Here is a 25,923-nt window from a genome sequence, read left to right as displayed (position 1 = left end):
AGGTTGATGCTATGGGGAGGCTGAATCATGTCGCATAATTCCCAGACCGCCGCGCCGCGCGCGCACCTGAAAAAAACGCTGACTCTGATGCCTGTAGTGATGATGGGCCTGGCTTATATGCAGCCAATGACCCTGTTCGATACGTTCGGCATCGTTTCCGGCCTCACAGACGGTCACGTAGCAACCGCCTACGCCTTCGCGTTAATCGCGATCCTGTTTACTGCGCTGAGCTACGGCAAGCTGGTTCGCCGCTTCCCGTCTGCCGGCTCGGCCTATACCTATGCCCAAAAAGCCATCAGCCCGCACGTCGGCTTTATGGTGGGCTGGTCCTCGCTGCTGGATTACCTGATCATGCCGATGATCAATATCCTGCTGGCGAAAATCTATTTTGAAGCGCTGGTGCCGGGTGTCCCATCATGGATATTCGTGGTGCTGCTGGTTGGTTTTATGACCCTTTCTAACCTCAAGGGCATTAAAACCGTCGCCAATTTCAACAGCATTATCGTGGTGCTGCAAATGGCGGTCATGGTGGCGATTACCGGTATGGTAATTTACGGCGTGTCCCATGGCGAAGGGGCCGGCACCCTGACCAGCAGCAAGCCGTTCTGGTCTGAGCAGGCGCACGTGGTGCCTATGATCACCGGCGCGACCATTCTGTGCTTCTCGTTCCTGGGCTTTGACGGCATCAGTTCGCTGTCGGAAGAAACCAAGGATGCGGGTCGAGTGATCCCGAAAGCGATCTTTTTGACCGCCCTGATTGGCGGCGTGATCTTTATCGTGGTTTCTTACTTCCTGCAGCTTTATTTCCCGGATATCTCGCGCTTTAAAGATCCGGACGCGTCGCAGCCGGAAATCATGCTCTACGTGGCGGGTAAAACCTTCCAGTTCGGCATTCTGATTTTCTCCTGCATCACCGTGCTGGCTTCCGGCATGGCGGCGCACGCGGGCGTTTCCCGCCTGATGTATGTGATGGGGCGTGACGGCGTGTTCCCGGAACGTTTCTTCGGCTATATTCATCCGAAGCTGCATACGCCAGCGCTGAACGTATTGTTGGTAGGCGCTATCGCGCTTTCCGCCATTACCTTCGACCTGGTGACGGCGACGGCGTTGATCAACTTCGGCGCGCTGGTGGCCTTTACCTTTGTTAACCTTTCGGTGATCTCGCAGTTCTGGATCCGTGAAGGGCGCAACAAGACGCTGAAGGACAACATCAACTTCCTGCTGCTGCCGCTGTGCGGCGCGCTGACGGTGGGCGCGTTGTGGATCAATCTGGAAGAAAGCTCGATGATCCTCGGCCTGGTCTGGGGCGCAATTGGTCTGGTCTATCTGGCCGTGGTGACGCAGCGCTTCCGCAAACCGGTGCCGCAGTACACCGAAGAGCCGATGTAACCCAGCCAGCATTTAGCGTGGCGATGGGCTAAAAAGAAGGGCGCGGTTCTGTGAACCGCGCCCTTTTTAATTGCCGCTGCGCGTAGCCGAAAAATCAGGAAACCAGTTCGCGAGCGTAATCAAACAGCGCTTTCAGCTGCGTCATCTTCGCCTTATCGCCGTCGTACTGATTAAACAGCATCTCCAGCTCCTGCACATAGTTCTGCACGCGTTCCGGGCTGAGCGCTTCACGGCGATGCTGCAACCAGCGCTTTTGCTCGGCCTCATCCAGCGTGCCGGGGAAGTTGCGCGCCCGAAAGCGGAACAGCAGCTTCTCAATACGCTTATCGTTAAAGGTCAGATCCAGCGCGGGCAGGTTTTCCGGCGTCGTTTGCCGGATAATATTCATGGCGCTGCGATCGGCGTCGCTGAAAAAGCCGTCGTAGAGCTGGGCGTCCACATCGTCAGAAGCCACAAACGGCTCCGCTTCTGCATAGAGCGCCACCACTTTTTCACGCGCCTCCGGGTGCTGACGCAGCAGCGCCAGATTATCCAGGCAGCGCTGACGATCGATCCCCAGACGCTCCGCATCTTCCGGGCGTAACGTATTGGCCGGTGCGACGACCGGACATTTATTGATATGCACCAGCTTGATCGGTACGGGGGCGGCATCGCCCAAATCTTCCCGGCGCGTGTAGAGTCTCTCACGCAGCGCATCGGCATCCAGCGCCAGGAGCGGAGAAATATCCTGGGCCAGATCGCAGGTAATCAGCGCGTTTTTATTGGTGGGATGCCAGGCGAGCGGGGCGATCCAGCTGGTATTGCCGCGCTGGGCGCCAAACATGCCGGAGATGTGCATCAGCGGCTTCATCTGCGGAATATCGATAAGCGTCATAATCTTCTGCTTGTTGCGATGGCTGAACAGAAAATCATACAGGCGCGGCTGCTTCTCTTTTACCAGCTTTGCCATAGCGATGGTCGCGTAAACATCGGACATCGCATCGTGCGCGTTTTCGTGCGCCACGCCGTTGGCTTTGGTCAGATGTTCCAGGCGAAAGCTGGGAAAGCCGTCGTCATTTTCCGGCCACTCGATACCTTCCGGCCTCAGCGCGTAGCAGGCGCGCATCACGTCCAGCAAATCCCAGCGGCTGTTGCCGTTCTGCCAGCTCCAGCCGTAAGGATCGTAAAAGTTGCGGTAAAGCAGATTGCGCGTGACCTCGTCGTCGAAACGGATATTGTTATAGCCGACGATGCAGGTATTGGGCTCGCTAAACAGCTGGTGAATACGCTGGGTGAAAGCGGCCTCGTTCATGCCTTTGGCTTTCGCCAGCTGCGGTGTGATCCCGGTGATCATCACGGCTTCCGGCTGCGGCAGATAGTCGTCCGCAGGCTGGCAGAAGAACACTTCCGGTTCGCCAATAATGTTAAAATCCATATCGGTGCGGATGCCGGCAAACTGCGCAGGGCGGTCCAGCGATGGGCTTTTCCCGAAAGTTTCGTAGTCGTGGAAAAGGAACGTAGGTTGATTGCTTTCGTTTTTCACTTTTACGTTTTGTCCCCTTTATTGAGGTAATTTAATTATATAAATATAAGATTCGACGTTAAAATGCCAGCATTGACCGTAGCGTAACCACTTAATTCCGTAAGGAAGTTTATCCATGCTTAATGATTACGCAGACCAAAGGTGCTATGTTTTTGACGCTGCTGAACCTTGTTCGCATAGGGTAACCTATCTTTCACCATGTCTGAAGCGGCAGGTAAAAAGACATATAACATGGGGATCTTGCCCAGGCATCCTTGGTAGCAGCGATACGAAGATTGAGTAGGGAATGAATACTATATCTGCTACAAAATGCAGTTATGTAAATGTCAGAACATAAGATATAAGACATAAGACATTTGCATAAGTTCACGCTGATTTTTTGGTATATCACATATTAGTGGAATAGAGTGAGTCATAATTCCGTATCAAATAAAATTGCTACTAAATGAGCTAAATTTAAAAGTATAAATCTGAGTTTCACTGAATAAGATACCAAGAGTAACAGTGACATGCTGAGGAGAGTTAAATAGTAATCAAATAAATAAACTATTTAAGCATACATATTTTGAAACGTGAATTCATTTGGATTTGAATGTACAAAGCCAAGATGAAGTGAGTGTTACTCTTTTTTAATTAATATATATATACTCCATTCTGGTCAGGATGAAAATGAGCCGCTCGACGTCATCTCGTGCGGCGTGCCTTATTTATTTTCTGCTTTTTGATAAAAGAAAGTGTCTCACATAAGCACAAAGTGCTACCAGCGAACAGATTTCATAAGCGAATAAAATGCGTTGCGCTGACGCATAAACCGTTGGGGAAAAGCTCATCATCATCACTGTAGCACAGCCTGTCAGTAAACTTACCACTGAAACTATAGCTGTCTTATTGTCATCAATAAATTTATAAGAAAGCAATATTAATGAAAACACTGAAGCTAAAGTAAAGAAAAATGAAGTGTATATTTTATAACCGAACCATGAGGCGGCATTAAAAAAGTGTTGGTTATAAATAAACTCTGACATGGTTAAATTAGCATGACACAACAAAAAACCACATAACTTAATTATTAAAAATGCGATTCCTACAAGATCTGTTGATGATAAGTTCTTTTGACGTATAGCAATCGCTATTGTCATTAAGAGTAGTATATTTACAATGATATTTTCAGGATCGTTTAAATGGTGGTTTAAACGGTCTAAACCAAGCATTAATTTATCAATAATATTGAAACTCGAAAATTCGGGGAGAGAGTTTTTTATTTCAAAAGCATATCGTTGTGCGTTGCCTGGTGCTGTTAACAATATACCAGTAAGAATTAAGCATAATGATATAAAAACAATATCATATTTTTTTCTGTTTTGCTTGGTAAAATAAATGCATATTGCTGCAGTTATCATTAGAATAGCAACTTGCTCACTAAAACAACTTATGCTTAAAAGCATTAATGCAATGATTTTGCTTGAAAGATGAGAAGTAGCTGAATTTTTTAACACCACCAATGACCAGGCACCGCATGAAACAGGTAACAGGTAATTATAAAAACCCGTAATCCACCATGCTGCATCAGCATTAACACTTGGAGTAATCAGCATAAAAAACATTATGCCTGTAGGAATTGCAATATATGGGCGAACAATATCAAAAAAGAATAACTTCCAGGCAGAATAAGCTAATAGTAAAATTGAAAGAGGAATAGCTGCTTTCCAGAAAATTTTTATATTGATCGTCTTTATCAACAGCATTTCAATGGTAATTCTTCCACTCCAACCGAGATACCGCTCATATATAAGCGTGAACAGGTTTTTATTTTTTAGGATATTAGAAAACATTTCATCATCCCCTCCCGGCACCGGATGTAATGTCCGTGAAAGAGCGTATAAAAAAATCATGGTCAATAAGTAAAATAAAATTGGCAAGGCTGTTTTTCTACTTGCATTCATAAGTCACCACGTTCTTTTTCCCATTAAGGGCTAGTTCAATAACAAATTTTTTCGTTGCGTTAATACCAGAATCGTTTTTTGCAGAGGCGATAAAACCGGCATGGCTGAAAGCTGGGTTTCTCTTTTTCTCGACAATTTGGGGTGTCTTTACAGTCGTACTATGTAATTTATGAGCTTGACCTTTCTGATCGAGGATATAAATATTTTTTACAACATTAATGCCGCCATTAGGTAATCCGGCCCATCCTTGTATTAAAATAAAGCGGGACTGAACAGTACAATAGTCGATATGGTATGAAATATCGCCAGGTAGCGCCTCTGTTATGCCTGGGGTTACTTTTTTATAATCATTAATAGAATAACGAGCCATATAAAGAAATAATATGCTCAAAATTATGGCGCTAAAAAATACCCACTCTGATAATTTAGTCTTCGTCATTTTCTTTTAAACTCAATTTCGCTTTTTTTATAAGGTATCTTGGGCGTCGTTTTACTTCCAGGTATATTCTTCCTATATATTCGCCAAGCACACCAATACCGATAAGCTGTATCCCACCTAAAAAGAGTATTGAAACGATGATAGAAGGATAACCAGGCACATTATTCCCCCATATCATTTTATTAAAGATCATCCAGCTGCCATAAAAAAAGGAGATTCCAGCCACAATCAGACCAATATATGTCCAAACTCTTAGTGGTAATGTTGAGAATGAGGTTATCCCCTCAAGTGCCAGGTTCCACAGCTTCCATCCATTAAACTTGGTTTCGCCAGCACTGCGTTCCGCTCTATTGTATTCAACTATCTCTACCTCTCCTCCAACCCAGCTAAGGATCCCTTTCATAAAAAGATTCCTCTCGGGAAGCTTGATAATGTTGTCGACAGTAGTTCGATTCATCAATCTGAAGTCGCCAACATTTTCAACAATTTTTGAGTGGCTAATAGCGTTATGTAATTTATAAAACCAGCCTGCGGTTTTTTTCTTGAAAGCAGTGTCACTGCTTCTGTCAATACGCTTTGCCAACACTACGTCGGCTCCGGCCCGCCACTTTTCCACCATTAGTGGGATAACTTCAATAGGATCCTGTAGATCCACATCCATAGGGATTATCGCATCGCCGCTCGAAAATTCGAGTCCGGCAAAAAGAGCTGCTTCTTTACCAAAATTCCGGGTAAAGCTTATCAATTTGACATTGAGGTCGGCTATTGCTAATGCTTGTATAATATCGTCAGTATTATCTTCACTCCCATCATTGACGAAGATTATCTCTAAATCGTAATTTTTTAAGATTTTATGCTCTCTTACCGTTTTATAAAAAATTGGTATGGTAGCCTCCTCATTATAAACGGGTATAACAAGTGAGATCTTCATATTTTTCTCCTGAATATTACGAAATTGCTAAAAAGAAAGCCAAATACCATGCTCAGGGCTGAGAAAAAAATCAGCGTTAACAGAGGCGCTAAGTGAATCTTGTCAGCGGTATAACCAACCGTTAATGCCATAAACCCCATAAACATGGTAAATAATATATATTGAGCCAGGCCTGCTGAGGCTTTGAAGGTCCATTTTGCATTAGCAAAAAAGCTGAAGCTAACTGCTACAATAAAGGCAATCAGGTTGGACAACATTTGGTCAAGATTGAGTAAATAATGGCCTGTAGCAAAAGTGATCCAGTGTATCAACGTATTTATAACCCCAATTGAAACATACCTTGTAAGGAGGGCTAACATTATAAATCCTTATTTTACAGTGGCTTATGCGCGTTGACGACAGCTGAATGTTAATTTTATAATAAAACGATGCAAAAAACGAGAGGGGAAATATTACAGGCAGCATCGAAATTTTTCTGAACAAAAAAAGACAAATTTTAGCTTCCAGCAAGCGGTCAGTAAATAATTTTTTATTTTTGAGGGGTTAGTCGCATAATCCAGCTATGCTTCATGATTTTTTTATATAATTTCAATGCCGGAATTTCGAGGAATTTTGAAGATAAGTAACCTGCCACTATAGCTAACAAAATAGCGAGTATTTGCGATAAATAAATATTCATATTCAGGAATTTAGAAATAAGTTGTTGAATAAGGAATCCCCATAAATATACACCGTAGGAAATATCGTATTTAATATGTAGATTTTTAACGAGGTTTAATGATGAGAACCACAATGCTATAGTACAAAAGAAAAAGGGAAGGAAAAGTTTTGATATAGAAGGGTAATGTCTTTCTGTAATCAAATGAAGTAATAAAAAAAACATCGGAATCAGGAGGGATACGCGAATTAAATGTTTATGTATAGCGTAAATTCCGCCCAAAGCAAAGCAGGAAAAAACTACCACAATATAAAAAAAATTATATAGTGGGATGTGGTTTTTAATAATTTCTATTGTGGGAGCAAAGATAACAAATAAACATAAGGAGGTGCTAATGATTTTATTGTTAGTTACTCGCATGAGAAGTAATAATGGTAGAATAAGATAACATATTACTTCATAACGAATCGTCCATAAAGAACCATTGACGCTACCAGGGTAAGAATTATGCTCAAATACCCCAGGTAGGGAAAATTGCGTATCCATTAATAGATTTTTTGTAATATATCGATGCCATTGAGGTGAAGAGAAATACTCACTGATTGTTAAAGATGTTACAAAAGGGCCAATAATTAATGCGGTTATAATCAATAAAAAAGCGAGGGCAGGAATAACTCTAAATATTCGGGCAAGTATAAAGTCGACAATGTTTTTTTTAGTTAACAAGCTGTTAGTGACTAGCATTCCACTGATAAAGAAAAAAATATAAACAGCTATGCTGCCACCTGTCTCCTTGCCGGTAAACGAGGAGACAGGTTCTGTTAACTTTGCAATATTATTGATAGCATAAGCATGGCTCCATATAACCATTAATGCTGCACCAATACGTATTAAGTCGAGATTATTATTACCACGCTGCAACAGGTTGGCCACAGTTTTCAACGGCATTGAGATGTCATCCAGTATATATTTATTATAATACTATAAAATTTTACCGACAAAATTTCAATGTCAGATGGGTTTGTTTTGCAATTTAAAAAGGGGTAATTTTGCCTTGGCCGACCTTTTAGCACAGCTGGGGTCTTAATAAGCGCGCCTGCACGCCAACGTTAAAACATCCTTATCTTTGGCTTAACCCCCTCAGGCTGGAGGTCAGATTAAAAAAACTCCTTAATCTTAAATCTTAATATTTTCTTGCAATTTTTTAACACGTTACGACGGCGGATCCCGTACAACAGGCTGTTTTTTTCCAGTCTATTGAGGATTTACCGTTGAAGAAGCGTCAGCTTGCAAGTATCAGCCTGGTTCTGGCCGTGGTCGCCGTAGCCCATGCTGAAGATAACCCCTTAGCTTTTCCCCTGACCGCGCCCGCTATCGACGCCGCTTCCTGGGTGCTGATGGACGCCACGACCGGTCAGGTGCTGACGCAGGGCAATGCCGACGAACGCCGCAACCCGGCCAGCCTGACCAAGCTGATGACGGGCTACGTGGTGGATCGTGCTATCGACAGCAAGCACATCAGCCGCGACGACATGGTCACCGTGGGTAAAGATGCCTGGGCCGCCGGTAATCCCGTGTTTAAAGGGTCTTCGCTGATGTTTCTTAAGCCCGGCGAGAAAGTCTCGGTACGCGATCTGAGCCGCGGCGTCATTATCGATTCCGGCAACGACGCCTGCGTGGCGCTGGCGGATTATGTGGCGGGCAGCCAGGCCGCTTTTGTCGAGCAGATGAATCAGTATGTGGTTAAGCTTGGCCTTAAAAACACCCATTTTGAAACGGTTCACGGCCTGGATGCGCCGGGACAGTACACCACGGCTGGCGATCTGGCTAAGCTGTCGCGCGCCATTATCTCCGGCGAGCCGGATTTTTATCAGATGTACAGCGAGAAATCGCTGACGTGGAACGGCATTACCCAGCAGAATCGTAACGGTTTGTTATGGGATAAAACGCTGCACGTCGACGGCCTGAAGACCGGCCACACCGAAAGCGCGGGTTTCAATATCATTGCTTCCAGCGTGGACGGCCAGCGCCGACTGATCGCCGTGATCATGGGCGGCAAAAGCCCTAAAGGGCGCGAAGAGCAGGCGCGCAAGCTGCTGATCTGGGGACAGAACAATTTTGATACCGTGCAGCTGTTCCATGCTGGTAAAGAGATCGGCCATGAGAATGTCTGGTACGGCAATCCGCATCAGGTAGCCGTAGGCAGCGATAAGGATGTTTATCTCTCCTTGCCTCGTGAAGACGTCAAAAAAATCAAGGCCAGGTACGTCATTGACCGCAAGGATCTTGAGGCGCCGCTGAAGCTGCATGAGCAGGTCGGGACTATCCAGCTGGTGGATGGCGACAAAGAGCTGGCCTCTTACCCGTTGGTGACGCTGAAACCGGTGGAAAAAGCGGGCGTGATCACTCGCATTACTGACTACATCAAACGCAAGCTGTAACCCCTGATGGCGATCCGCAACGGGTCGCCATTTTGCCTGTTTGTTGAGCTGCTGTTGCACCACTGTTATCGTGAGACGGCAATACGCAAAAAAGCGGGCGAAGCCCCGCAGGGCAGGGTATGATGCCGGAAAATAGCCCGCTCCTGGAGAAAGTTTTGCGTCCCGACAAGCCGCTATCGGCCTTTGAATTCACCCTCTATCGTAACTATCGCACGGTGCACGGCATTCGCATCGCGCTGGCGTTCGTGCTGACGTTTCTGCTGATCCGCCTGTTCTCTATCCCGGAAGGCAGCTGGCCGCTGATTACGCTGGTGGTGGTGATGGGGCCGATTTCCTCCTGGGGTAACGTCTTTCCGCGTGCGATCCAGCGCATCGGCGGTACGATATTCGGCTCGGTTTCGGGGCTGATTGCGCTCTGGCTGGAGCTGTGGTCGCTGCCGGTAATGCTGGCCTGGTGCACGCTGGTGATGTTTTTATGCGGTTTTCTGACGCTGGGCAAGCACCCTTATATGGCGCTGCTGATCGGCATTACGCTGGCGGTGATCTGCGGCGGCGCGCCGGGCGATATGACCATGGCGCTGTGGCGAGGCGGCGACGTGATCCTGGGTTCGGTGCTGGCGCTGTTTTTTACCAGCATTTATCCGCAAAAGGCCTATACCCACTGGCGCATCAAGCTTTCCGATTCCCTGCTGGAAACCGCTAAAATTTACCATGCCGGCTGTTCACCTAACCTGGTGGACAAGCCCCGGCTGACGCGCCCCCTGCAGCGGCTGCTGACCGGCGTGGTGAAAATGCGGTCGCTGATCGATCCCGCCAGCAAGGAAACGCGTATTCCGCGTTCGGTTTTTGAAGGTATTCAGACGCTGAACCGCAATATGGTCTGCACGCTGGAGCTGCAGCTGAACGCCTGGTGGTCCTCTCGCGAAAGCCACCTGATAATGCTGAACGCGCCTACGCTGAGGCGCACCCAGCAGATGACGGAAAATACGCTGCGCGCGCTGTCAAAGGCGATAGTGGCGGGCAGCACGGACCAAATCTCCGCCAACAGCGCGGAGCTGGCGGAAATCACCCGCGAGCTGCGGCAGCTGATCAAAGCCTCCAACAGCGACGAGCTGGTGGAAACGCCGATCCACGGCTACGTCTGGCTGAGTCTGGAGATGGCCGCGCAGCTGGAAAGGCTGTCGGATCTGATGCGTCTGGTGCTGCGTAAATAAACGATTAATAACAACTTACTGCGAAAAGCGCCGGTTCGCGCTAAGATAACGCCAGTCCGACTCTACAACTAATCGCCTCGACAGCGGTTCGCCGCTACGCTGAGCGCAATGATAATAATGCCTGCCTTGCAGGCCTGAACAGAAGGTGTTTCCATGGAAAATGCAAAGCAATCCTTTCAGGACGTACTGGAGTTTGTGCGGATGTTCCGTCGTAAGAACAAGCTGCAGCGTGAAATCCACGATATTGAAAAGAAAATCCGCGACAACCAGAAACGCGTGCTGCTGCTGGATAACCTGAGTGAATATATCAAGCCCGGCATGAGCGTCGAAGCCATTCAGGAAATTATCAGCAGCATGCGCAGCGATTACGAAGATCGCGTTGACGATTACATCATCAAAAACGCCGATCTTTCCAAAGAGCGTCGTGAGCTTTCCAAAAGGCTCAAGGCGCTGGGCGAGCCTAAAGCGCAGTAGCCAGGGCTGGAGAACCAAAAAAGGCGATCGACGATCGCCTTTTTCGATCGTACAGGGCACGGCGCTATCCGCAGGGGAAAATCACTTTTCTCCGGAAAAGACTTTGCATATCAGAGCGCCTTTTACCATCATCAGTAGAGTCTTCTCCATTTCTGGCAGGCAGCACTTTGCAAATATTCCGTATTTCTCCGTTAGAGGCCATCAGGCGTACGCCCTGGTATCCCAAAAGACGTTCTTATCGGGTTCTGTTCTGGCGAGAAATCACGCCGCTGGCGGTACCGATCTTTTTTGAGAACCTTTGCGTGCTGTTGATGGGCGTGCTGAGCACTTTCCTGGTGAGCTGGCTGGGCAAGGAGGCGATGGCGGGCGTCGGGCTGGCCGACAGTTTTAATATGGTCATCATCGCTTTTTTTGCCGCTATCGATCTGGGTACCACGGTGGTGGTCGCCTTCAGCCTGGGCAAGCTTAACCGTGAACGGGCCCAGGCGGCCGCCCGCCAGTCGCTGGTGCTGATGACTATTTTCGCCGTGCTGCTGGCAATAGGCATTGAGTTTTACGGCGAGTGGATCATCAATCTTATCGCCGGTAACGCAGAACCGCGGGTAAAAGAGATGGCGCTGATCTATCTCAATATCACCGCATGGAGCTATCCGGCCGCCGCGATTGCGCTGATTGGCTGCGGCGCGCTGCGTGGCGCGGGCAATACCAAGATCCCCATGCTGATTAACGGCGGCATGAATATCCTGAATATTATTTTCAGTACGGTGCTGATCTACGGCTGTTTCTCCTGGAAAGGGATGGGCTTTGTCGGTGCCGGACTGGGGCTGACTATCGCCCGCTATATCGGCGCGGCGGCGGTAATTTATGTGCTGGCTATCGGCTTCAATCCGCGCCTGAAAATCACGCTGAAAAGCTATTTCACCCGGCTCAACACCAATATCCTGATGGAGGTGCTGAGCATCGGCGTGCCCGCCAGTATTGAATCGGTGCTGTTCAACGGCGGCAAGCTGCTGACGCAGGTTTTTGTCGCGGGAATGGGCACCGACGTGATCGCCGGTAACTTTATCGCCTTTTCCATTGCCTCGATGATCAACCTGCCGGGCAACTCCCTTGGCTCCGCCTCAACCATTATTGTCGGCACCCGCCTGGGCAAAGGACAGCTGAAGCAGCCGGAAAGGCAGCTGCGGCATATTTTTTGGCTTTCAACCATCGGGCTGTGCGCGCTGGCGGCGTTGACGGTGCCTTTTGCGGGCATTCTGGCTTCGTTTTATACCCGCGACGAGGAGGTTATCCACGTGGTCAAAATCCTGATCTGGCTGAACGCGCTGTTTATGCCGTTCTGGGCCGCATCCTGGGTTTTACCGGCGGGGCTGAAGGGCGCGCGCGACGCCAGGTTTACCATGTGGGTTTCGCTGTTGGGCATGTGGGGATGCCGCATTGTGGCGGGCTACGGACTGGGCGTGGTACTCGGCTTTGGCGTGGTGGGGATCTGGCTGGGCATGTTTCTGGACTGGATTGTCCGTGGTATCTTCTTCTACCGCCGCATGACCAGCGGACGCTGGCTGTGGAAATATGCGCCCCGGCAGGAGCCGGCCGCTCAGGATTTGGCGCTGTCAAAAAAATAACCGGAAATCACCATGCAATCGCCTACTTCCGCCGGGTCGGAATCGCTGTTTCACCATCGCTCTTTTGTCGCTTTCTGGCTGGCCCGCACCAGCTCCAGTTTCGGTTTTCAGATGCTCTCTATCGCGGTCGGCTGGCAGATTTATGCGCTTACCGGCCGCGCCTTCGATTTAGGCTTAATCGGGCTGGCGCAGTTTCTGCCGGCGGTGGTGCTGGCCTTGCCGGCAGGGCACGTTGCCGATCAGTTTGACCGTCGTCGCGTCGTATTACTGGGGCAGTTTACCGAACTGCTGGCGATTGCCGCGCTGGCGGTGCTGACGCTGATGCACCTGACCAACGAGCTGGTGATCCTGGCGCTGATTTTCGTGCTTTCCATCGCCAAAACGTTAGAGGCGCCGTCGCTACAGTCCATGCTGCCCGCGCTGGTGCCGCCCTCAATACTGGCGCGGGCGACGGCCGCCAACGCCGCATCGATGCAAACGGCTTCCATGCTTGGCCCGGCGCTCGGCGGCTTTTTATACGTTGCCGGGCCGCAGGCGGTCTATATCACCACTGGCGTACTCTATCTTATCTCCGTCGTGATGGTCAGCCGCCTGCGCTACGACCATGCGCCGCCGCCGCGCACGCCCGCCACCTTCGCCAGCGTCTTTGCCGGGGTGAAATTTATCCGTAACCGGCCGGACGTGCTGGGCGTCATTTCGCTGGATCTGTTTGCGGTACTGCTGGGCGGGGCGACGGCGCTGCTGCCCATTTTCGCCAAAGATATTCTGCATACCGGGCCGTGGGGGCTGGGCCTGCTGCGCGGCGCGCCAGCGGTTGGCGGCCTGCTGGTCGGCTTCTGGCTCAGCCGTCGTTCGCTGGAGCGCAACGTCGGTAAAATCATGTTTGCCTCCGTAGCCGGTTTCGGCGTGGCGACGCTGGTGTTTGCGCTCTCTGAAGAGCTGTGGCTGTCGCTGCTGGCGCTGTTTGCGCTGGGCGGGTTCGATATGGTCAGTATGGTGATCCGCGGCTCGCTGGTGCAGCTGGATACGCCGGATGAGATGCGCGGACGCGTCAGCGCGGTTAACTCTATTTTTATTAATACCTCTAATCAGCTTGGTGAATTTGAGTCGGGGATGCTGGCAGCCTGGCTGGGCGCGGCGCCGGCGGCGGCAGTCGGCGGTATTGGCACGCTGATCGTGGTCGGCCTGTGGATGGCCTGGTTCCCGAGCCTTCGCAAGCGCCAGCGGCTGCACGATCCCGTTTCTTCTTCCTGATCCCACCCTTAATAAGCGCCGTTAATGATTAACGGCGCCGTTACCGCTTTTCTCCCCCTCGTTTTTTTCGCCAGGCTGGCCGCGCCGATAGGTTATCGACAGCCTGTTTTTTCCGTGGTCGCTTCCTTTTTTCCTTATCTTTTCTGCGGGTTAAGACCAAGCGGTACGTCTCGACGGTCTGAAAAACGTGATGATTTCTTATTGCAAATGAAAACCATTATCAATAAAATCGACGCCTTGCAGTTCCTGTTTTCATGGCACTAATGATGGAAGATGATGATATGACAGGCGGTTGGGATAGCGACGCGCAGGCGAGCTGGCAGCACAAGCTGAGCCTGGGGTCGCCAGCGGTCGTGACGGAAGGTGACATCTGCACCGTCACCTTTTACTGGCGGGATCCCGCCGGAACGGAACAGACTTCGCCGGTGCGCCGGGTATGGATTTATATCACCGGCGTCACCGATCATCACCAGCAGCGCGCGCCGCAAAGCCTGCAACGCATCAGCGGCACGGCTATCTGGCAGTGGCAGGTTCGGCTAAATGCGGGCTGGCGAGGCAGCTACTGCTTTATCCCTTCCGTAAACGAAAATGATTTTCCCCCCGAGGCGCTGCAAAGTCCGCCGGACCGCGCGGCGCTGCGCGAAGGCTGGCGCAGGCTGCTGCCGCAGGCGATAGCCGATCCGCTTAATCCCCATACCAGCTGGCGAGGCGGACGCGGCCATCCCGTCTCCGCGCTGCATCTGCCGCAGGCGCCTGTGCAGCCGGGTTGGACAGAGCGCGTTGAGTTCGCTGCGCCGTGCTGCCTGACGTGGGAAAGCAAAAGGCTGGGCAATCAGCGTCGGGTATGGCTTTTCACCACTGGCGAAAGCCAGCCGGAACAGCGCCCGCTGGCCGTGCTGCTGGATGGCCAGTTCTGGGCGGAGCAGATGCCGGTCTGGTCTGCACTGCAGGCGCAAACCGATCGCGGTCAGCTGCCACAGGCGGTTTATCTGCTGATTGATGCCATCGACACGCAGCATCGCGGCGAGGAACTGACCTGCAATCCCGACTTCTGGCTGGCGGTCCAGGAAGAGCTGCTGCCGCTGCTTGCGCAGCACGCGCGCTGGCGCGACGATCCGGCGACCACCGTGGTGGCCGGACAGAGCTTCGGCGGTCTTTCCGCCCTCTATGCCGCGCTGCACTGGCCGCAGCGTTTCGGCTGCGCGCTCAGCCAGTCCGGCTCTTTCTGGTGGCCGCATCGCCAGCGCACCGGCGAGGACGGCTGGTTGACAGAGCAGCTGATGCAGGGCCGGCTCAGCGCCGCGCCGCTGCGCATTTATCTGGAAGCGGGCCTGCGCGAACCTGTCGTTTTGCAGGCTAACCAGCGCATTTATCCGCTGCTGCAACGGGCCTGCCCGACGCTGCACTATCGCCTTGTTGACGGCGGCCACGACGCGCTGTGCTGGCGAGGCGGCCTGATTAACGGGCTGACCACGCTGTGGCAGTCTGTCCCTGCTAAATCCGGAGTTTCCGATGGAACAGAGTAATCCTTTCGATCGCCCTGAGGGGCCGTTTTTCGTGCTGCAAAATCATCTGGGCTACAGTCTGTGGCCAGCCCACTGCGCCCGGCCCGCTGGCTGGCAGCCGGCGTATGGCCCGGCGACGCAGCACGAATGCAACGACTGGCTGGCGCGCTGGCAAACGCTGACCCCGGCCCATTTTGCGGCGGGAGTCACAGCGTGAAAAGTGAAATGAGCGAGGCGCTGATAAATAAAGTGCAGCAGCAAATGATGCCGCTGGTAGCGGCGCAGTCCGGTATCTGGATGGCGGAACAGCTTTCGTCACAGGTTAATGCCTGGAGCGTGGCGCACTATGTGGAGCTGAACGGCGCTTTGAATGAGCCGCTGCTGCGCCAGGCCGTGGTGCGCGGGATGCAGGAGGCGGACACGCTGCGGATGCGCTTTACTGAAAGGGACGGCGTGCCGATGCAGTGGGTCGATGCCGACGCTGACTTTACCCTGCCGGAGTGCGTCGATCTGCGCCACGAGGCCGATCCCGCAGCGGCGGCGCTGGCGCGTATGCAGCAGGATCTGGATCAGGATTTGCGCATCAGCAGCGGCAGCCCGATCTATCGTCATATTCTTTTTCGCCTGAGCGAAAGCCGCTGGTACTGGTATCAGCGTTTTCATCATCTGGTGGTGGACGGCTTCAGCTTTACCGCCATCACCCGTCGCATTGCGGAGATTTATACTGCGCTTTGCACCGGCAGCGAGCCGAAGCCTTCGCCTTTCGTCCCTTTCAGCGACGTGGTGGAGGAGTACGATCGCTATAGCGCCTCCGCGACCCGCCAGCGCGATGCCGCCTTCTGGAAAGAGCAGGCGAGCCAGCTGCCGATGCCCGCCAGCCTGTCGCCGCTGCCGCTGAACGGACAAAGCGCCACCACGCATCTTATTCGTCAGCATTTGCAGCTGAGCCGCGAAGATTTCCGCGAGCTGCGGGCGCAAAGCCAGCTCAGCGCGTCGGAACTGGCGCTGGCGCTGGTTGCGGTGTGGCTGGGCCGCCTCAGCGCGCGGGCGGAATACAGCGCGGGCTTTATCTTTATGCGCCGCCTGGGATCGGCCGCGCTGAGCGCCACCGGGCCGGTGCTCAACGTGCTGCCAATGGCGATACGGCTCGATCCTCAGGCCACGTTGCCACAGCTGGCGGAGGCGCTGCAGCAGCAGTTGAAAAAAGCGCGCCGCCATCAGCGCTACGACGCGGAGCAAATCCAAAGGGATATCGGCCAGCTGAGCGAGCCGCTGTTCGGCCCGGTCATTAACCTGAAAATGTTTGACTACCGGCTGGATTTTGCCGGTATCGAAGGCGTGACCCACCAGCTGGCTTCCGGCCCGGTACGCGATCTGGAAATCGCGCTCTACCCGGACGAAGAGGGCAACGTCTCGCTGGAAATCCTGGCGAACGCGGAGCGCTATCAGGCGGAAACGCTGCGTGAGCATCTTGCCCGCCTGCCGCTGCTGCTTAGCCAGTTCGCGGGCCATCCGACGTTGACCTACGCGCAGGCGACGCTGCTGCACCCGCATGAGGAAAAGCGGCTGCGGCAGATTAACGATACGGCGATCGAGGTACCGCAAACCACGCTGAGCAGCCTGATTATGGCGCAGGCGCGGCGCACCCCGGACGCAGACGCGCTGGCGGATGACCAGCATAGTTTTACCTACCGCGAGATGCGCCAGCAGGTAACGGCGCTGGCTCAGGCGCTGCAAAAGCGGGGCGTGCAGGCGGGCGACATCGTGGCCGTGGCGCTGCCGCGTTCGGTATTTTTGTCGCTTGCCCTACAGGCCATTGTGGAGCTGGGCGCCGCCTGGCTGCCGCTGGATACCGGCTATCCGACCGATCGGCTGAGCATGATGCTGGAAGACGCTAACCCGCGTCTGTTAATCACCACCGAAGAACAGCTGGGCCGCTTTGCGCAGCTCGAAAATCTGCAAAGCTTCTGCTACCACCAGCCGCTGCCGACAGTGGATCTTGCGCCTGCTCAGGATCTGTCACGCCCGTACCATACCGCCTATGTGATTTATACCTCCGGCTCAACCGGACGGCCAAAAGGCGTCATGGTCGGCCAGCAGGCGATCGTAAACCGCCTGCTGTGGATGCAGGACCACTATCGATTGACTACCGACGATGTAGTGCTGCAAAAGACGCCGTGCAGTTTTGACGTCTCGGTCTGGGAATTTTTCTGGCCGTTTCTGACTGGCGCGCAGCTGGTGATGGCGCCACCGGAAGCGCATCGCGATCCGCAGGCGCTCCAGGCGCTGTTCAGCCGTTACGGTGTCACAACTACGCACTTCGTTCCTTCCATGCTGGCGGCGTTTGTCACCGCGTTAACCGATGACGAGGCCGTGGCCCACTGTGCTTCTTTACGGCGGGTATTCTGTAGCGGCGAGGCGCTGCCGACCGATCTCTGTCGCCAGTGGCAGGACAAAACGGCCGTGCCGCTGCACAATCTTTATGGCCCGACCGAAGCGGCGGTGGATGTGAGCTGGTATCCGGCCTACGGCGAAGCGTTGGCCAACGTAACGGGCGCAAGCGTGCCGATTGGCTATCCGGTCTGGAACACCGGGCTGCGCATCCTGGATGGCAATATGCAGCCGGTGCCGCCGGGCATTGCGGGCGATCTCTATCTGACCGGCGTGCAGCTGGCGCAGGGCTATCTGGCGCGAGCCGATTTGACCGCCAGCCGTTTTATTGCCGATCCGGAAGGCGAGGGCGCAAGAATGTACCGCACCGGCGACGTGGCGCGCTGGCTGGAGAACGGCGCGGTGGAATATCTGGGCCGCAGCGACGATCAGCTTAAGATCCGTGGACAGAGGATCGAGCTGGGCGAGATCGATCAGGCGCTGCTGTCGCTGGATAATGTGGCGCAGGCGGTTACCCATGCCTGCGTGCTCGGCAACGCCAGCGCGGGCGGCGGCGATCAACGGCAGCTGGTGGGCTACGTGGTGGCCGCGTCCGGCGAACTGGATACGGCCGCGCTACGCGAGCAGCTTAGCGATCGCCTGCCCGCGCACATGGTGCCGGTGGTGCTGGTGCAGCTGGCGGCTTTCCCGCTAAGCGCTAACGGCAAGCTGGATCGCAAGGCGCTGCCGCTGCCACAGTTGGCCCACGCCGCAGGTCGCGCGCCGGCAGAGGGTGTGGAAACCGTGGTGGCCGAAGCCTTTGCCCGCCTGCTGGACTGCGAGATCCGCTCGGTTAATGATGACTTCTTTGCCCTCGGCGGCCATTCGCTGCTGGCGATGCGGCTGGCGGTCGATCTGCGTCGCCGTCTCGACAGACCGGTGACGCCGGGGCTGATTATGGTGGCGTCCACCGTCGGCGCGCTGGCGGAAAAGCTGACGCGGCAGAGCGAAGAAGAGGCGAGCCGCGCGGGCATGGAAACCATCCTGCCGCTGCGGCGTTCGCACGGCCCCACGCTGTTTTGCTTCCATCCGGCCTCCGGCTTCGCCTGGCAGTTCAGCATTCTGCAACGCTATCTGGACGCGTGCTGGTCGCTGATCGGCATTCAGTCGCCGCGCCCGCACGGGCCAATGCGGCAGGCGGAAAATCTTGATGAGCTTTGCGAGCGGCATCTGGCCACGCTGCGCGAGCAGCAGCCGCACGGCCCTTACTATCTGCTGGGCTATTCGCTGGGCGGCACGCTGGCGCACGCTATCGCGGCGCGCCTGCAGGCGCAGGGCGAAAAAGTCGCCTTCCTGGGGCTGCTGGATACCTGGCCGCCGGAAACGCAAAACTGGTCACGGAATAACCAGCTGGATGCCGAAGTGCTGGCGGAAATCGACCGCGAGCGTGAAGCCTTTATGGCCGCCCAGGCGTCGCTGCGCGAGTCGCTGGCGGCCTCGGCCAGCCAGGCGCTGTTTGGCGCTATCGAAGGCAACTACGGCGATGCGGTCAGGCTGCTGGCGACCGCGAAAAGCCGCCGCTTCGTCGGGGAAGCCACGCTGTTCGTCGCGCAGAAAACGCTGAAGCCGGGGCAGGATGCGCACACCGCGTGGGCGCCATGGCTCGACGCGCTGCAAACCTTCCCGGTGGAATGCGCGCATGTGGATATTATTTCGGCAGAGGCGTTTACCCATATCGGCCCACGCCTTAACCAACTGCTGGATCGGGCAACACAATGAAAAAACAGACCTTTATGCTCAGCCTCAGCCTGCTGAAGACGCACCCTGATTTTCGGGCGGTGTTTATCGCCCGCTTTATCTCTATCCTGGCGCTGGGCCTGCTTGGCGTCGGCGTGCCGGTGCAGATCCAGCAGCTGACCGGTTCTGCCTGGCAGGTAAGCCTGGCGGTCACGCTGACCGGCGCGGCCCTGTTTACCGGTTTGATGCTGGGCGGCGTGCTGGCGGATCGCCACGAGCGTCGGCGGCTGATCCTGTTCGCGCGATCGACCTGCGGGCTGGGCTTTATCGGCCTGTGCGTCAATGCCGCCATGCCGTCCCCGTCGCTGACCGCCATCTACCTGCTGGGCATCTGGGACGGCTTTTTCGGCGCCATCGGCGTGACGGCGCTGCTTGCCGCCACGCCCGCGCTGGTGGGCCGTGAAAACCTGATGCAGGCCGGGGCGATCACCATGCTCACGGTCAGACTGGGCGCGGTGATCTCGCCGATGGTGGGCGGCGTGCTGCTCGCGGCGGGCGGCGTATTCTGGAACTTCGCGCTGGCGGCGGCGGGCACCTTTATTACGCTGATCCCGCTGCTGCGTCTGCCGTCGTTGCCGCCGCCGCCGCAGTCGCACGCCAGGCCGCTACGGTCGCTGGCGGAAGGCTTTACCTTTCTGCTCGGCCATCGTCTGATCGGCGGCGTGGCGCTGGTGGGCGCGCTGCTGACCATGGCGACGGCGGTACGCGTGCTTTATCCGGCGCTGGCCATTCGCTGGGAGCTGAGCGCGCAGCAGATCGGCTTTCTCTATGCTGCCGTACCGCTCGGCGCGGCCGCAGGCGCGCTGACCAGCGGCAATCTGGCACAGCATCCGCGTCCGGGCAAGGTGATGCTTTTCACCGCCGTCGCCGCTTTCGTCGCGGTAGGGCTGTGCGGCCTGATGCCTTACTGGGAGGCGGGCGCGCTCTGTCTGATGCTGTTCGGCTACCTGAGCGCCCTGAGCGCGCTGCTGCAATACACGCTGATCCAGACGCTGACGCCGGACGCGATGCTGGGCCGTATCAACGGCCTGTGGACGGCGCAAAACGTGATGGGTGACTCGCTGGGCGCGCTGCTGCTGGGCGCGATGACCACGGTGATGCTGCCCGCCACCGCCGCCAGCAGCAGCGGCCTGGGGCTGGCCATCGTCAGCCTGGTGCTGGCCGCCGCCTTCGGTTCGCTCCGACGCTATCGCCAGCCCGCGCCCGCTTCGCCGGGAGAAAGCGTAACTGAATAACATCGGGTTTTAGTCCTTCCTTGCCTGCCCTGGCGGCAGGTAATGCTGCCAAATGATGCTAATAACGGCGCAAACGTTGCGCCTGGTCGCGGCGTGGTGTTTTGCACTGTTTTAAACTGCGAAACGTTGCTTGACATCACAAAGAATTTACTTAAAGTTACGCGGTAATAATGCAAATGATAATCATTATTATACTTTTTATCGTTGTGGCTGGAGGCCGTTATGGAGACGCTTTGCGCTGATGCAGTTAAACCATCAGTTTCTCTCTCATCTGAGAGCTTTTTCTTCGCATCGCCGTGGAAAAGCTTTATCACCACTGGTCGCTTTGCCGAAATTACCTGTCCCGCCGCCGACGGCGACAACCTGCAGGGCGCTTTCCAGCAGCAGGTACGCAGCGCCTTTGCCGCGGCCAGGGCCAAAGGGATTACGCGCCCGGTGATGGTTGGCGCCATCCCCTTTGATACGCGCCAGCCTTCCGCGCTATTTATTCCTGAGCGTCATGAGGCATTCTCCCGCCAGCAGCAGCCAGAGTCGGCGCAGCAGGCGAGCTCTGCCGTAGAGCCGGTAATTACCGCGCGCCAGAACATTCCTGAACAGGCTGAATTTATGGAGATGGTGGCGAAAGCAGCGGAAGCGACCGCCCAGCCTGGCCTGGATAAAGTGGTGCTCTCGCGTCTGATCGATATCACTACCGCCGAGCCGGTGCAGGCTACGGCGTTAATGGATCGCCTGATTGCGCTCAACCCTGGCAGCTATCACTTCCATGTTCCGCTGGCCGACGGCAGCACGCTGCTGGGCGCCAGCCCGGAGCTGCTGCTGCGTAAGTCGGGCGAAACCTACACTTCGCTGCCGCTGGCGGGCTCGGCCAGACGCGATCGCAGCGACAAAGCGCGCGATCTTGCGGTAGGCGAAAAGCTGATGTACTCGCAAAAAGATCGCTACGAGCACCGCCTGGTGACCAACGCCATGTACGACGTGCTGAAACCGCGCAGCCGCTCTCTGGCGGTGCCGGACAAGCCGGAGCTGATCACTACTTCGACGCTGTGGCACCTTGCTACCGCGATTGAAGGCAAAGCCGCAGCGGCTGAGGAAACGGCGCTGTCGCTCGCCTGCCTGCTGCATCCTACGCCCGCGCTGAGCGGTTATCCGCACGTTGCCGCTTGCGAGTGGATTGAAAAGCTGGAGCCGTTTAACCGCGAGCTGTTCGGCGGCATCGTCGGCTGGTGCGACGACGAAGGCAACGGCGAATGGGTGGTGACCATTCGCTGCGGCACGCTGGCCGGAAAAAACATTCGCCTGTTCGCCGGCGCGGGCATCGTTCCGGCCTCTTCGCCGGAATCGGAATGGCGCGAAACCGGCGTCAAGCTCAGCACCATGCTGCACGTATTTGGACTGCAATAAGGCTATTTTATGACGATTTCCTATTCCCGCTGGCCCGACGATTTTGCGGCCCGCTACCGTGAAAAAGGCTACTGGCTGGATCTGCCGCTAACGGATATTTTGACTCGCCATGCCGACAGCACGGAAACGGCGCTGATCGACGGCGACCGCGCATACAGCTACCGGCAGCTGGAGAGCGCCAGCACCCGTCTGGCGGCGGCCTTACAGCGTCGCGGCCTGAAGTGCGGCGATACCGCGCTGGTGCAGCTGGGCAACGTGGCCGAATTCTATATCGTGCTGTTTGCACTGCTGAAACTCGGCGTCGCGCCGGTCAACGCGCTGTTCAGCCATCAGCGCCAGGAGCTGGACGCCTACGCCAGCCAGATTGAGCCTGCTTTGCTGATCGCCGATCGTCAGCACGCGCTGTTCGCCACCGACGACTATCTGCAACCGCTGCGCCAGCGCTATCCGTCGCTGCGTGAGGTGGTGCTGCGCAACGCTCGTGAGGACGATACCTCGCTTGCGGCCTTAATTGACGAGGCGCAAGGCGAGTTTGTCGCTGCGCCTTCCGCCGCTGACGAAGTCGCGTTTTTCCAGCTTTCCGGCGGCAGTACCGGCACGCCCAAGCTGATCCCGCGTACCCATAACGACTACTACTACAGCATCCGCCGCAGCGTGGAAGTCTGTTGCTTTAACGAAAAAACCCGCTATCTCTGCGCTTTGCCCGCCGCGCACAACTATCCGCTCAGTTCGCCGGGCGCCTTCGGCGTGTTTTATGGCGGCGGCCTGGTGGTGCTGGCAGGCGATCCGAGCGCCAACCTTTGTTTCCCGCTGATTGAAAAACACCAGATTACGGCGACGGCGCTGGTGCCGCCAGCGGTCAGCCTCTGGCTACAGGCGATTCAGGAGTGGGGCAGCAATCGGGCGCTTGGCTCGCTCCAGCTGTTGCAGGTGGGCGGCGCGCGCTTAAGCGAAGCGCTGGCGGCACGCATTCCGGCAGAAATCGGCTGCCGGCTGCAACAGGTCTTCGGCATGGCGGAAGGGCTGGTCAACTATACGCAGCTGACCGACGACGAGTGGCACATCTTCTCGACGCAGGGCACGCCGATGAGCCCGGACGATGAGGTCTGGGTTGCGGACGAGCAGGGCAATCCGCTGCCGCAGGGCGAAACCGGACGGCTGATGACGCGCGGCCCGTACACCTTCCGCGGCTATTACCGCAGCCCGGAGCACAACGCGCAGGCCTTTGACGCCAACGGCTTCTATTGTTCCGGCGACCTGGTCTCCATTACGCCGGACGGCTATATCTGCGTGCAGGGCCGCGAAAAAGATCAGATCAATCGCGGCGGCGAGAAAATTGCCGCTGAAGAGATCGAGAACCTGCTGTTACGCCACGAGGCCATTCTGCACGTTGCGCTGGTCTCGATGGAGGACAGCCTGCTGGGCGAAAAAAGCTGCGCCTTTATCGTGGGCAAACGTCCCGTGCGCGCCGTGGAGATCCGCCGCTATCTGCGCGAGCTTGGCGTGGCGGACTACAAGCTGCCCGATCGTATTGAAACCGTTGACGAACTGCCGCTGACGCCCGTCGGTAAAGTGGATAAAAAACGCCTGCGTCAACAGCTGGCCGCCAGCCAGACCAACTGAATTCCGGAGAAAAAATGACTATCCCTGCACTGAAAGCCTATGCGCTGCCTGCCGCCGCCGACCTGCCAGAAAACAAGGTCAAATGGACGTTTGAACCCGCCAGGGGCGCGCTGCTGATCCACGATATGCAGAACTATTTTATTAATTTCTGGGGCGAAGACTGCCCGATGATCAAACAGGTCATCAGCAATATCGCCGCGCTGCGTGAATACTGCCGCCAGAACGGCATTCCGGTTTACTACACGGCGCAGCCTAATCATCAAAGCGATAAAGACCGCGCGCTGCTGAACGATATGTGGGGGCCGGGGCTGAATAAACATCCGGAGCAGCAGAAAGTCGTAGCCGAACTGGCGCCGGAAGAGGGTGACGAAGTGCTGGTGAAATGGCGCTACAGCGCCTTCCATCGCTCGCCGCTGGAGCAGCACCTGAAAGAGACCGGCCGCGACCAGCTGATTATCTGCGGCGTGTACGCGCACATCGGCTGCCTGACCACCGCTATCGACGCCTTTATGCGGGATATCCAGCCCTTTATGGTGGCGGATGCGCTGGCTGACTTCAGCCGCGACGAGCACCTGATGGCGCTGAAATACACCGCCGGTCGCGCCGGGAAAGTGGTGCTGACGGAAGATCTGCTGCCGGTGCCGCTGAGCATGGCGCAGCTGCGCGCGCTGGTGCAGCCGATGCTGGATGAGGACGAAACGCCGGAAGAGGATGAGAACCTGATCGATTACGGCCTGGATTCGGTGCGCATGATGGCGCTGGCGGCGCGCTGGCGTAAAGTTTACGGCGATATCGATTTTGTGATGCTGGCGAAAGAGCCGACGCTGGCGGCCTGGTGGCGTCTGCTGTCGCGGGAGCGCGCATGAGCCTCGATTTTACCAATAAACATATCTGGGTAACCGGTGCCGGTAAAGGCATTGGCTATGCCACCGCGCTGGCCTTTCACGAGGCGGGCGCGACGGTAGTCGGGCTGGATCTCGCTTTCCCTCAGGCCGATTACCCGTTTCAGACCGTGGAGCTGAACGTAGCCGACGCGCAGCAGGTGAAAGCGGTATGCCAGCGGCTGCGGCCGGAAACGCCGCGACTGGACGTGCTGGTCAACGGCGCAGGCATTCTGCGGATGGGCGCGACGGATGAGCTGGACGTGGCGGACTGGGAAGCGGTGATGGCCGTCAACGTTGGCGGCGCGTTTAACCTGTTCCAGCAGACCATGCCGTGGTTCCGCGAGCAGCGCGGCGGTGCTATCGTCACCGTGGCGTCGGACGCTGCGCACTGTCCGCGCATCGGCATGTCGGCCTACGGCGCGTCGAAAGCGGCGCTGCGCAGCCTCAGCCTGACGGTTGGCCTGGAGCTGGCCTCTTTCGGCGTGCGCTGCAACCTGGTGTCGCCAGGCTCGACCGATACCGATATGCAGCGCACGCTGTGGAAAAGCCCGGATGCCGAACAGCAGCGCATTCGCGGCTTTGCGGAGCAGTTTAAAGTCGGTATTCCGCTGGGCAAAATCGCCCGGCCAGAGGAGGTCGCCAGCACTATTCTGTTCCTTGCGTCCGATCAAGCCAGCCATATCACGATGCAGGATATTGTGATCGACGGTGGCAGCACGCTGGGGGCGTAATGACAAAATCTATCTGGAAGCGCCAGCTGAGTCTGGATGAGCTTAACCGCATGGGCGACGGATCGATGGTCGCCCATCTGGGCATGACCTTTACGCTGCTGGAAGAGGCCAGGCTGGAGGCGACCATGCCGGTCGATGCCCGTACGCAGCAGCCTTTTGGCCTGCTGCACGGCGGCGCGTCGGTCGCGCTGGCGGAAACGTTAGGATCGATGGCCGGCTTTTTGACCAGCCAGGAAGGGCAGTGCGTGGTCGGCACGGAGATTAACGCCAGCCACCATCGCGCCGTGACCGGCGGCCTGGTGCGCGGCGTGTGTCAGCCGCTGCATCTTGGCAGAAGCCAGCAGGTCTGGGAAATCGCTATCTATGACGACAGGGACAGGCGCTGCTGTACCGCAAGATTGACCACGGCGCTGCTGGGCTAATTTTCGGCCCGCCGCCGCAAGACAGCACGTCGGGCCGCTTTACCTCTGATCATTCAGTTACATGG

At 55.5% G+C, this 25,923-nt stretch carries 21 protein-coding genes; 15 read left to right on the top strand and 6 right to left on the bottom strand.

All coding sequences use genetic code 11. The annotated features are described in order from the left end of the window. The first annotated feature begins 27 nt into the window (after positions 1-27). Positions 28-1,389, top strand: coding sequence for an APC family permease (locus QCD69_RS03730; RefSeq protein ID WP_253460155.1), 1,362 nt, complete (start codon positions 28-30; stop codon positions 1,387-1,389). Positions 1,390-1,483: 94 nt separating this feature from the next. Here the strand turns inward: QCD69_RS03730 and sbcB are convergent, their stop codons facing one another. The 6 genes from sbcB to QCD69_RS03700 all read right to left on the bottom strand — a co-directional run bounded on the left by sbcB (position 1,484) and on the right by QCD69_RS03700 (position 7,830). Next, positions 1,484-2,911, bottom strand: coding sequence for an exodeoxyribonuclease I (gene sbcB, locus QCD69_RS03725; RefSeq protein WP_301251081.1), 1,428 nt, complete (start codon positions 2,909-2,911; stop codon positions 1,484-1,486). A 707-nt stretch (positions 2,912-3,618) separates the two neighbouring features. Beyond that, a complete protein-coding gene (locus QCD69_RS03720; RefSeq protein WP_301251080.1) occupies positions 3,619-4,854 on the bottom strand; it encodes a DUF6056 family protein in 1,236 nt (411 codons plus the stop codon). Further along, on the bottom strand, positions 4,841-5,293 hold the full coding sequence (locus QCD69_RS03715) for a hypothetical protein (protein WP_301251079.1): 453 nt from the start codon (positions 5,291-5,293) through the stop codon (positions 4,841-4,843). The genes QCD69_RS03720 and QCD69_RS03715 overlap by 14 nt, the downstream gene beginning before the upstream one ends. Next, positions 5,280-6,224, bottom strand: a complete 945-nt coding sequence (locus tag QCD69_RS03710) for a glycosyltransferase family 2 protein (protein WP_301251078.1) — start codon at positions 6,222-6,224, stop codon at positions 5,280-5,282. The genes QCD69_RS03715 and QCD69_RS03710 overlap by 14 nt, the downstream gene beginning before the upstream one ends. Next, complete coding sequence (locus QCD69_RS03705; protein WP_301251077.1) at positions 6,221-6,583, bottom strand: GtrA family protein; 363 nt, start codon at positions 6,581-6,583, stop codon at positions 6,221-6,223. The genes QCD69_RS03710 and QCD69_RS03705 overlap by 4 nt, the downstream gene beginning before the upstream one ends. Before the next feature lie 170 nt (positions 6,584-6,753). Beyond that, positions 6,754-7,830 (bottom strand): acyltransferase family protein, encoded by a 1,077-nt coding sequence (locus QCD69_RS03700; RefSeq protein ID WP_301251075.1) that lies wholly within the window; start codon positions 7,828-7,830, stop codon positions 6,754-6,756. 323 nt (positions 7,831-8,153) lie between these two features. Between QCD69_RS03700 and dacD the strand changes: the two genes are divergently transcribed. The 14 genes from dacD to QCD69_RS03630 all read left to right on the top strand — a co-directional run bounded on the left by dacD (position 8,154) and on the right by QCD69_RS03630 (position 25,858). After that, positions 8,154-9,323, top strand: a complete 1,170-nt coding sequence (dacD, locus tag QCD69_RS03695; RefSeq protein WP_301251073.1) for a serine-type D-Ala-D-Ala carboxypeptidase DacD — start codon at positions 8,154-8,156, stop codon at positions 9,321-9,323. Between the two features lie 155 nt (positions 9,324-9,478). Next, positions 9,479-10,537 carry an FUSC family protein gene (locus tag QCD69_RS03690; protein WP_301251164.1) on the top strand — a complete coding sequence of 353 codons (1,059 nt, stop codon included), beginning with the start codon at positions 9,479-9,481 and terminating at the stop codon, positions 10,535-10,537. A gap of 153 nt (positions 10,538-10,690) precedes the next feature. Further along, positions 10,691-11,011 carry a DUF496 family protein gene (locus QCD69_RS03685; protein WP_253460215.1) on the top strand — a complete coding sequence of 107 codons (321 nt, stop codon included), beginning with the start codon at positions 10,691-10,693 and terminating at the stop codon, positions 11,009-11,011. A 167-nt stretch (positions 11,012-11,178) separates the two neighbouring features. Beyond that, a complete protein-coding gene (locus QCD69_RS03680) occupies positions 11,179-12,636 on the top strand; it encodes an EmmdR/YeeO family multidrug/toxin efflux MATE transporter (RefSeq protein ID WP_253460217.1) in 1,458 nt (485 codons plus the stop codon). A 12-nt stretch (positions 12,637-12,648) separates the two neighbouring features. After that, positions 12,649-13,890 (top strand): MFS transporter, encoded by a 1,242-nt coding sequence (locus tag QCD69_RS03675; RefSeq protein ID WP_253460220.1) that lies wholly within the window; start codon positions 12,649-12,651, stop codon positions 13,888-13,890. Positions 13,891-14,153: 263 nt separating this feature from the next. Next, entirely contained in the window at positions 14,154-15,416 is a 1,263-nt protein-coding gene (gene fes, locus QCD69_RS03670) for an enterochelin esterase (RefSeq protein ID WP_301251070.1), read from the top strand. Then, positions 15,403-15,612 (top strand): MbtH family protein, encoded by a 210-nt coding sequence (locus QCD69_RS03665; RefSeq protein WP_125288080.1) that lies wholly within the window; start codon positions 15,403-15,405, stop codon positions 15,610-15,612. The genes fes and QCD69_RS03665 overlap by 14 nt, the downstream gene beginning before the upstream one ends. Positions 15,613-15,620: 8 nt before the next feature. After that, the gene (locus QCD69_RS03660) at positions 15,621-19,544 is read left to right on the top strand and encodes an enterobactin synthase subunit F (RefSeq protein ID WP_301251163.1); all 3,924 of its coding nucleotides are present in this window, start codon (positions 15,621-15,623) and stop codon (positions 19,542-19,544) included. After that, complete coding sequence (gene entS, locus QCD69_RS03655; RefSeq protein ID WP_253460226.1) at positions 19,541-20,797, top strand: enterobactin transporter EntS; 1,257 nt, start codon at positions 19,541-19,543, stop codon at positions 20,795-20,797. The genes QCD69_RS03660 and entS overlap by 4 nt, the downstream gene beginning before the upstream one ends. A 222-nt stretch (positions 20,798-21,019) precedes the next feature. Then, positions 21,020-22,198 carry an isochorismate synthase gene (locus QCD69_RS03650; protein ID WP_301251066.1) on the top strand — a complete coding sequence of 393 codons (1,179 nt, stop codon included), beginning with the start codon at positions 21,020-21,022 and terminating at the stop codon, positions 22,196-22,198. Positions 22,199-22,207: 9 nt separating this feature from the next. Further along, entirely contained in the window at positions 22,208-23,821 is a 1,614-nt protein-coding gene (locus tag QCD69_RS03645; RefSeq protein WP_301251064.1) for a (2,3-dihydroxybenzoyl)adenylate synthase, read from the top strand. A gap of 14 nt (positions 23,822-23,835) precedes the next feature. Then, on the top strand, positions 23,836-24,687 hold the full coding sequence (locus tag QCD69_RS03640) for an isochorismatase (RefSeq protein ID WP_253460234.1): 852 nt from the start codon (positions 23,836-23,838) through the stop codon (positions 24,685-24,687). Beyond that, positions 24,684-25,436: a 2,3-dihydro-2,3-dihydroxybenzoate dehydrogenase gene (dhbA, locus tag QCD69_RS03635; protein ID WP_253460237.1), complete on the top strand. Its 753-nt coding sequence runs from the start codon at positions 24,684-24,686 to the stop codon at positions 25,434-25,436. Before QCD69_RS03640 ends, dhbA begins: the two co-directional genes overlap by 4 nt. Then, positions 25,436-25,858 (top strand): hotdog fold thioesterase, encoded by a 423-nt coding sequence (locus QCD69_RS03630; RefSeq protein WP_253460240.1) that lies wholly within the window; start codon positions 25,436-25,438, stop codon positions 25,856-25,858. Before dhbA ends, QCD69_RS03630 begins: the two co-directional genes overlap by 1 nt. Positions 25,859-25,923: the final 65 nt, after the last annotated feature.

Source organism: Erwinia sp. PsM31 (genome assembly GCF_030433775.1).
In the GTDB taxonomy this organism is placed as follows: domain Bacteria; phylum Pseudomonadota; class Gammaproteobacteria; order Enterobacterales; family Enterobacteriaceae; genus Erwinia; species Erwinia aeris.
The sequence above is the reverse complement of the archived record's forward strand: the minus strand, read 5'-3'. Positions and strand labels throughout refer to the sequence as shown.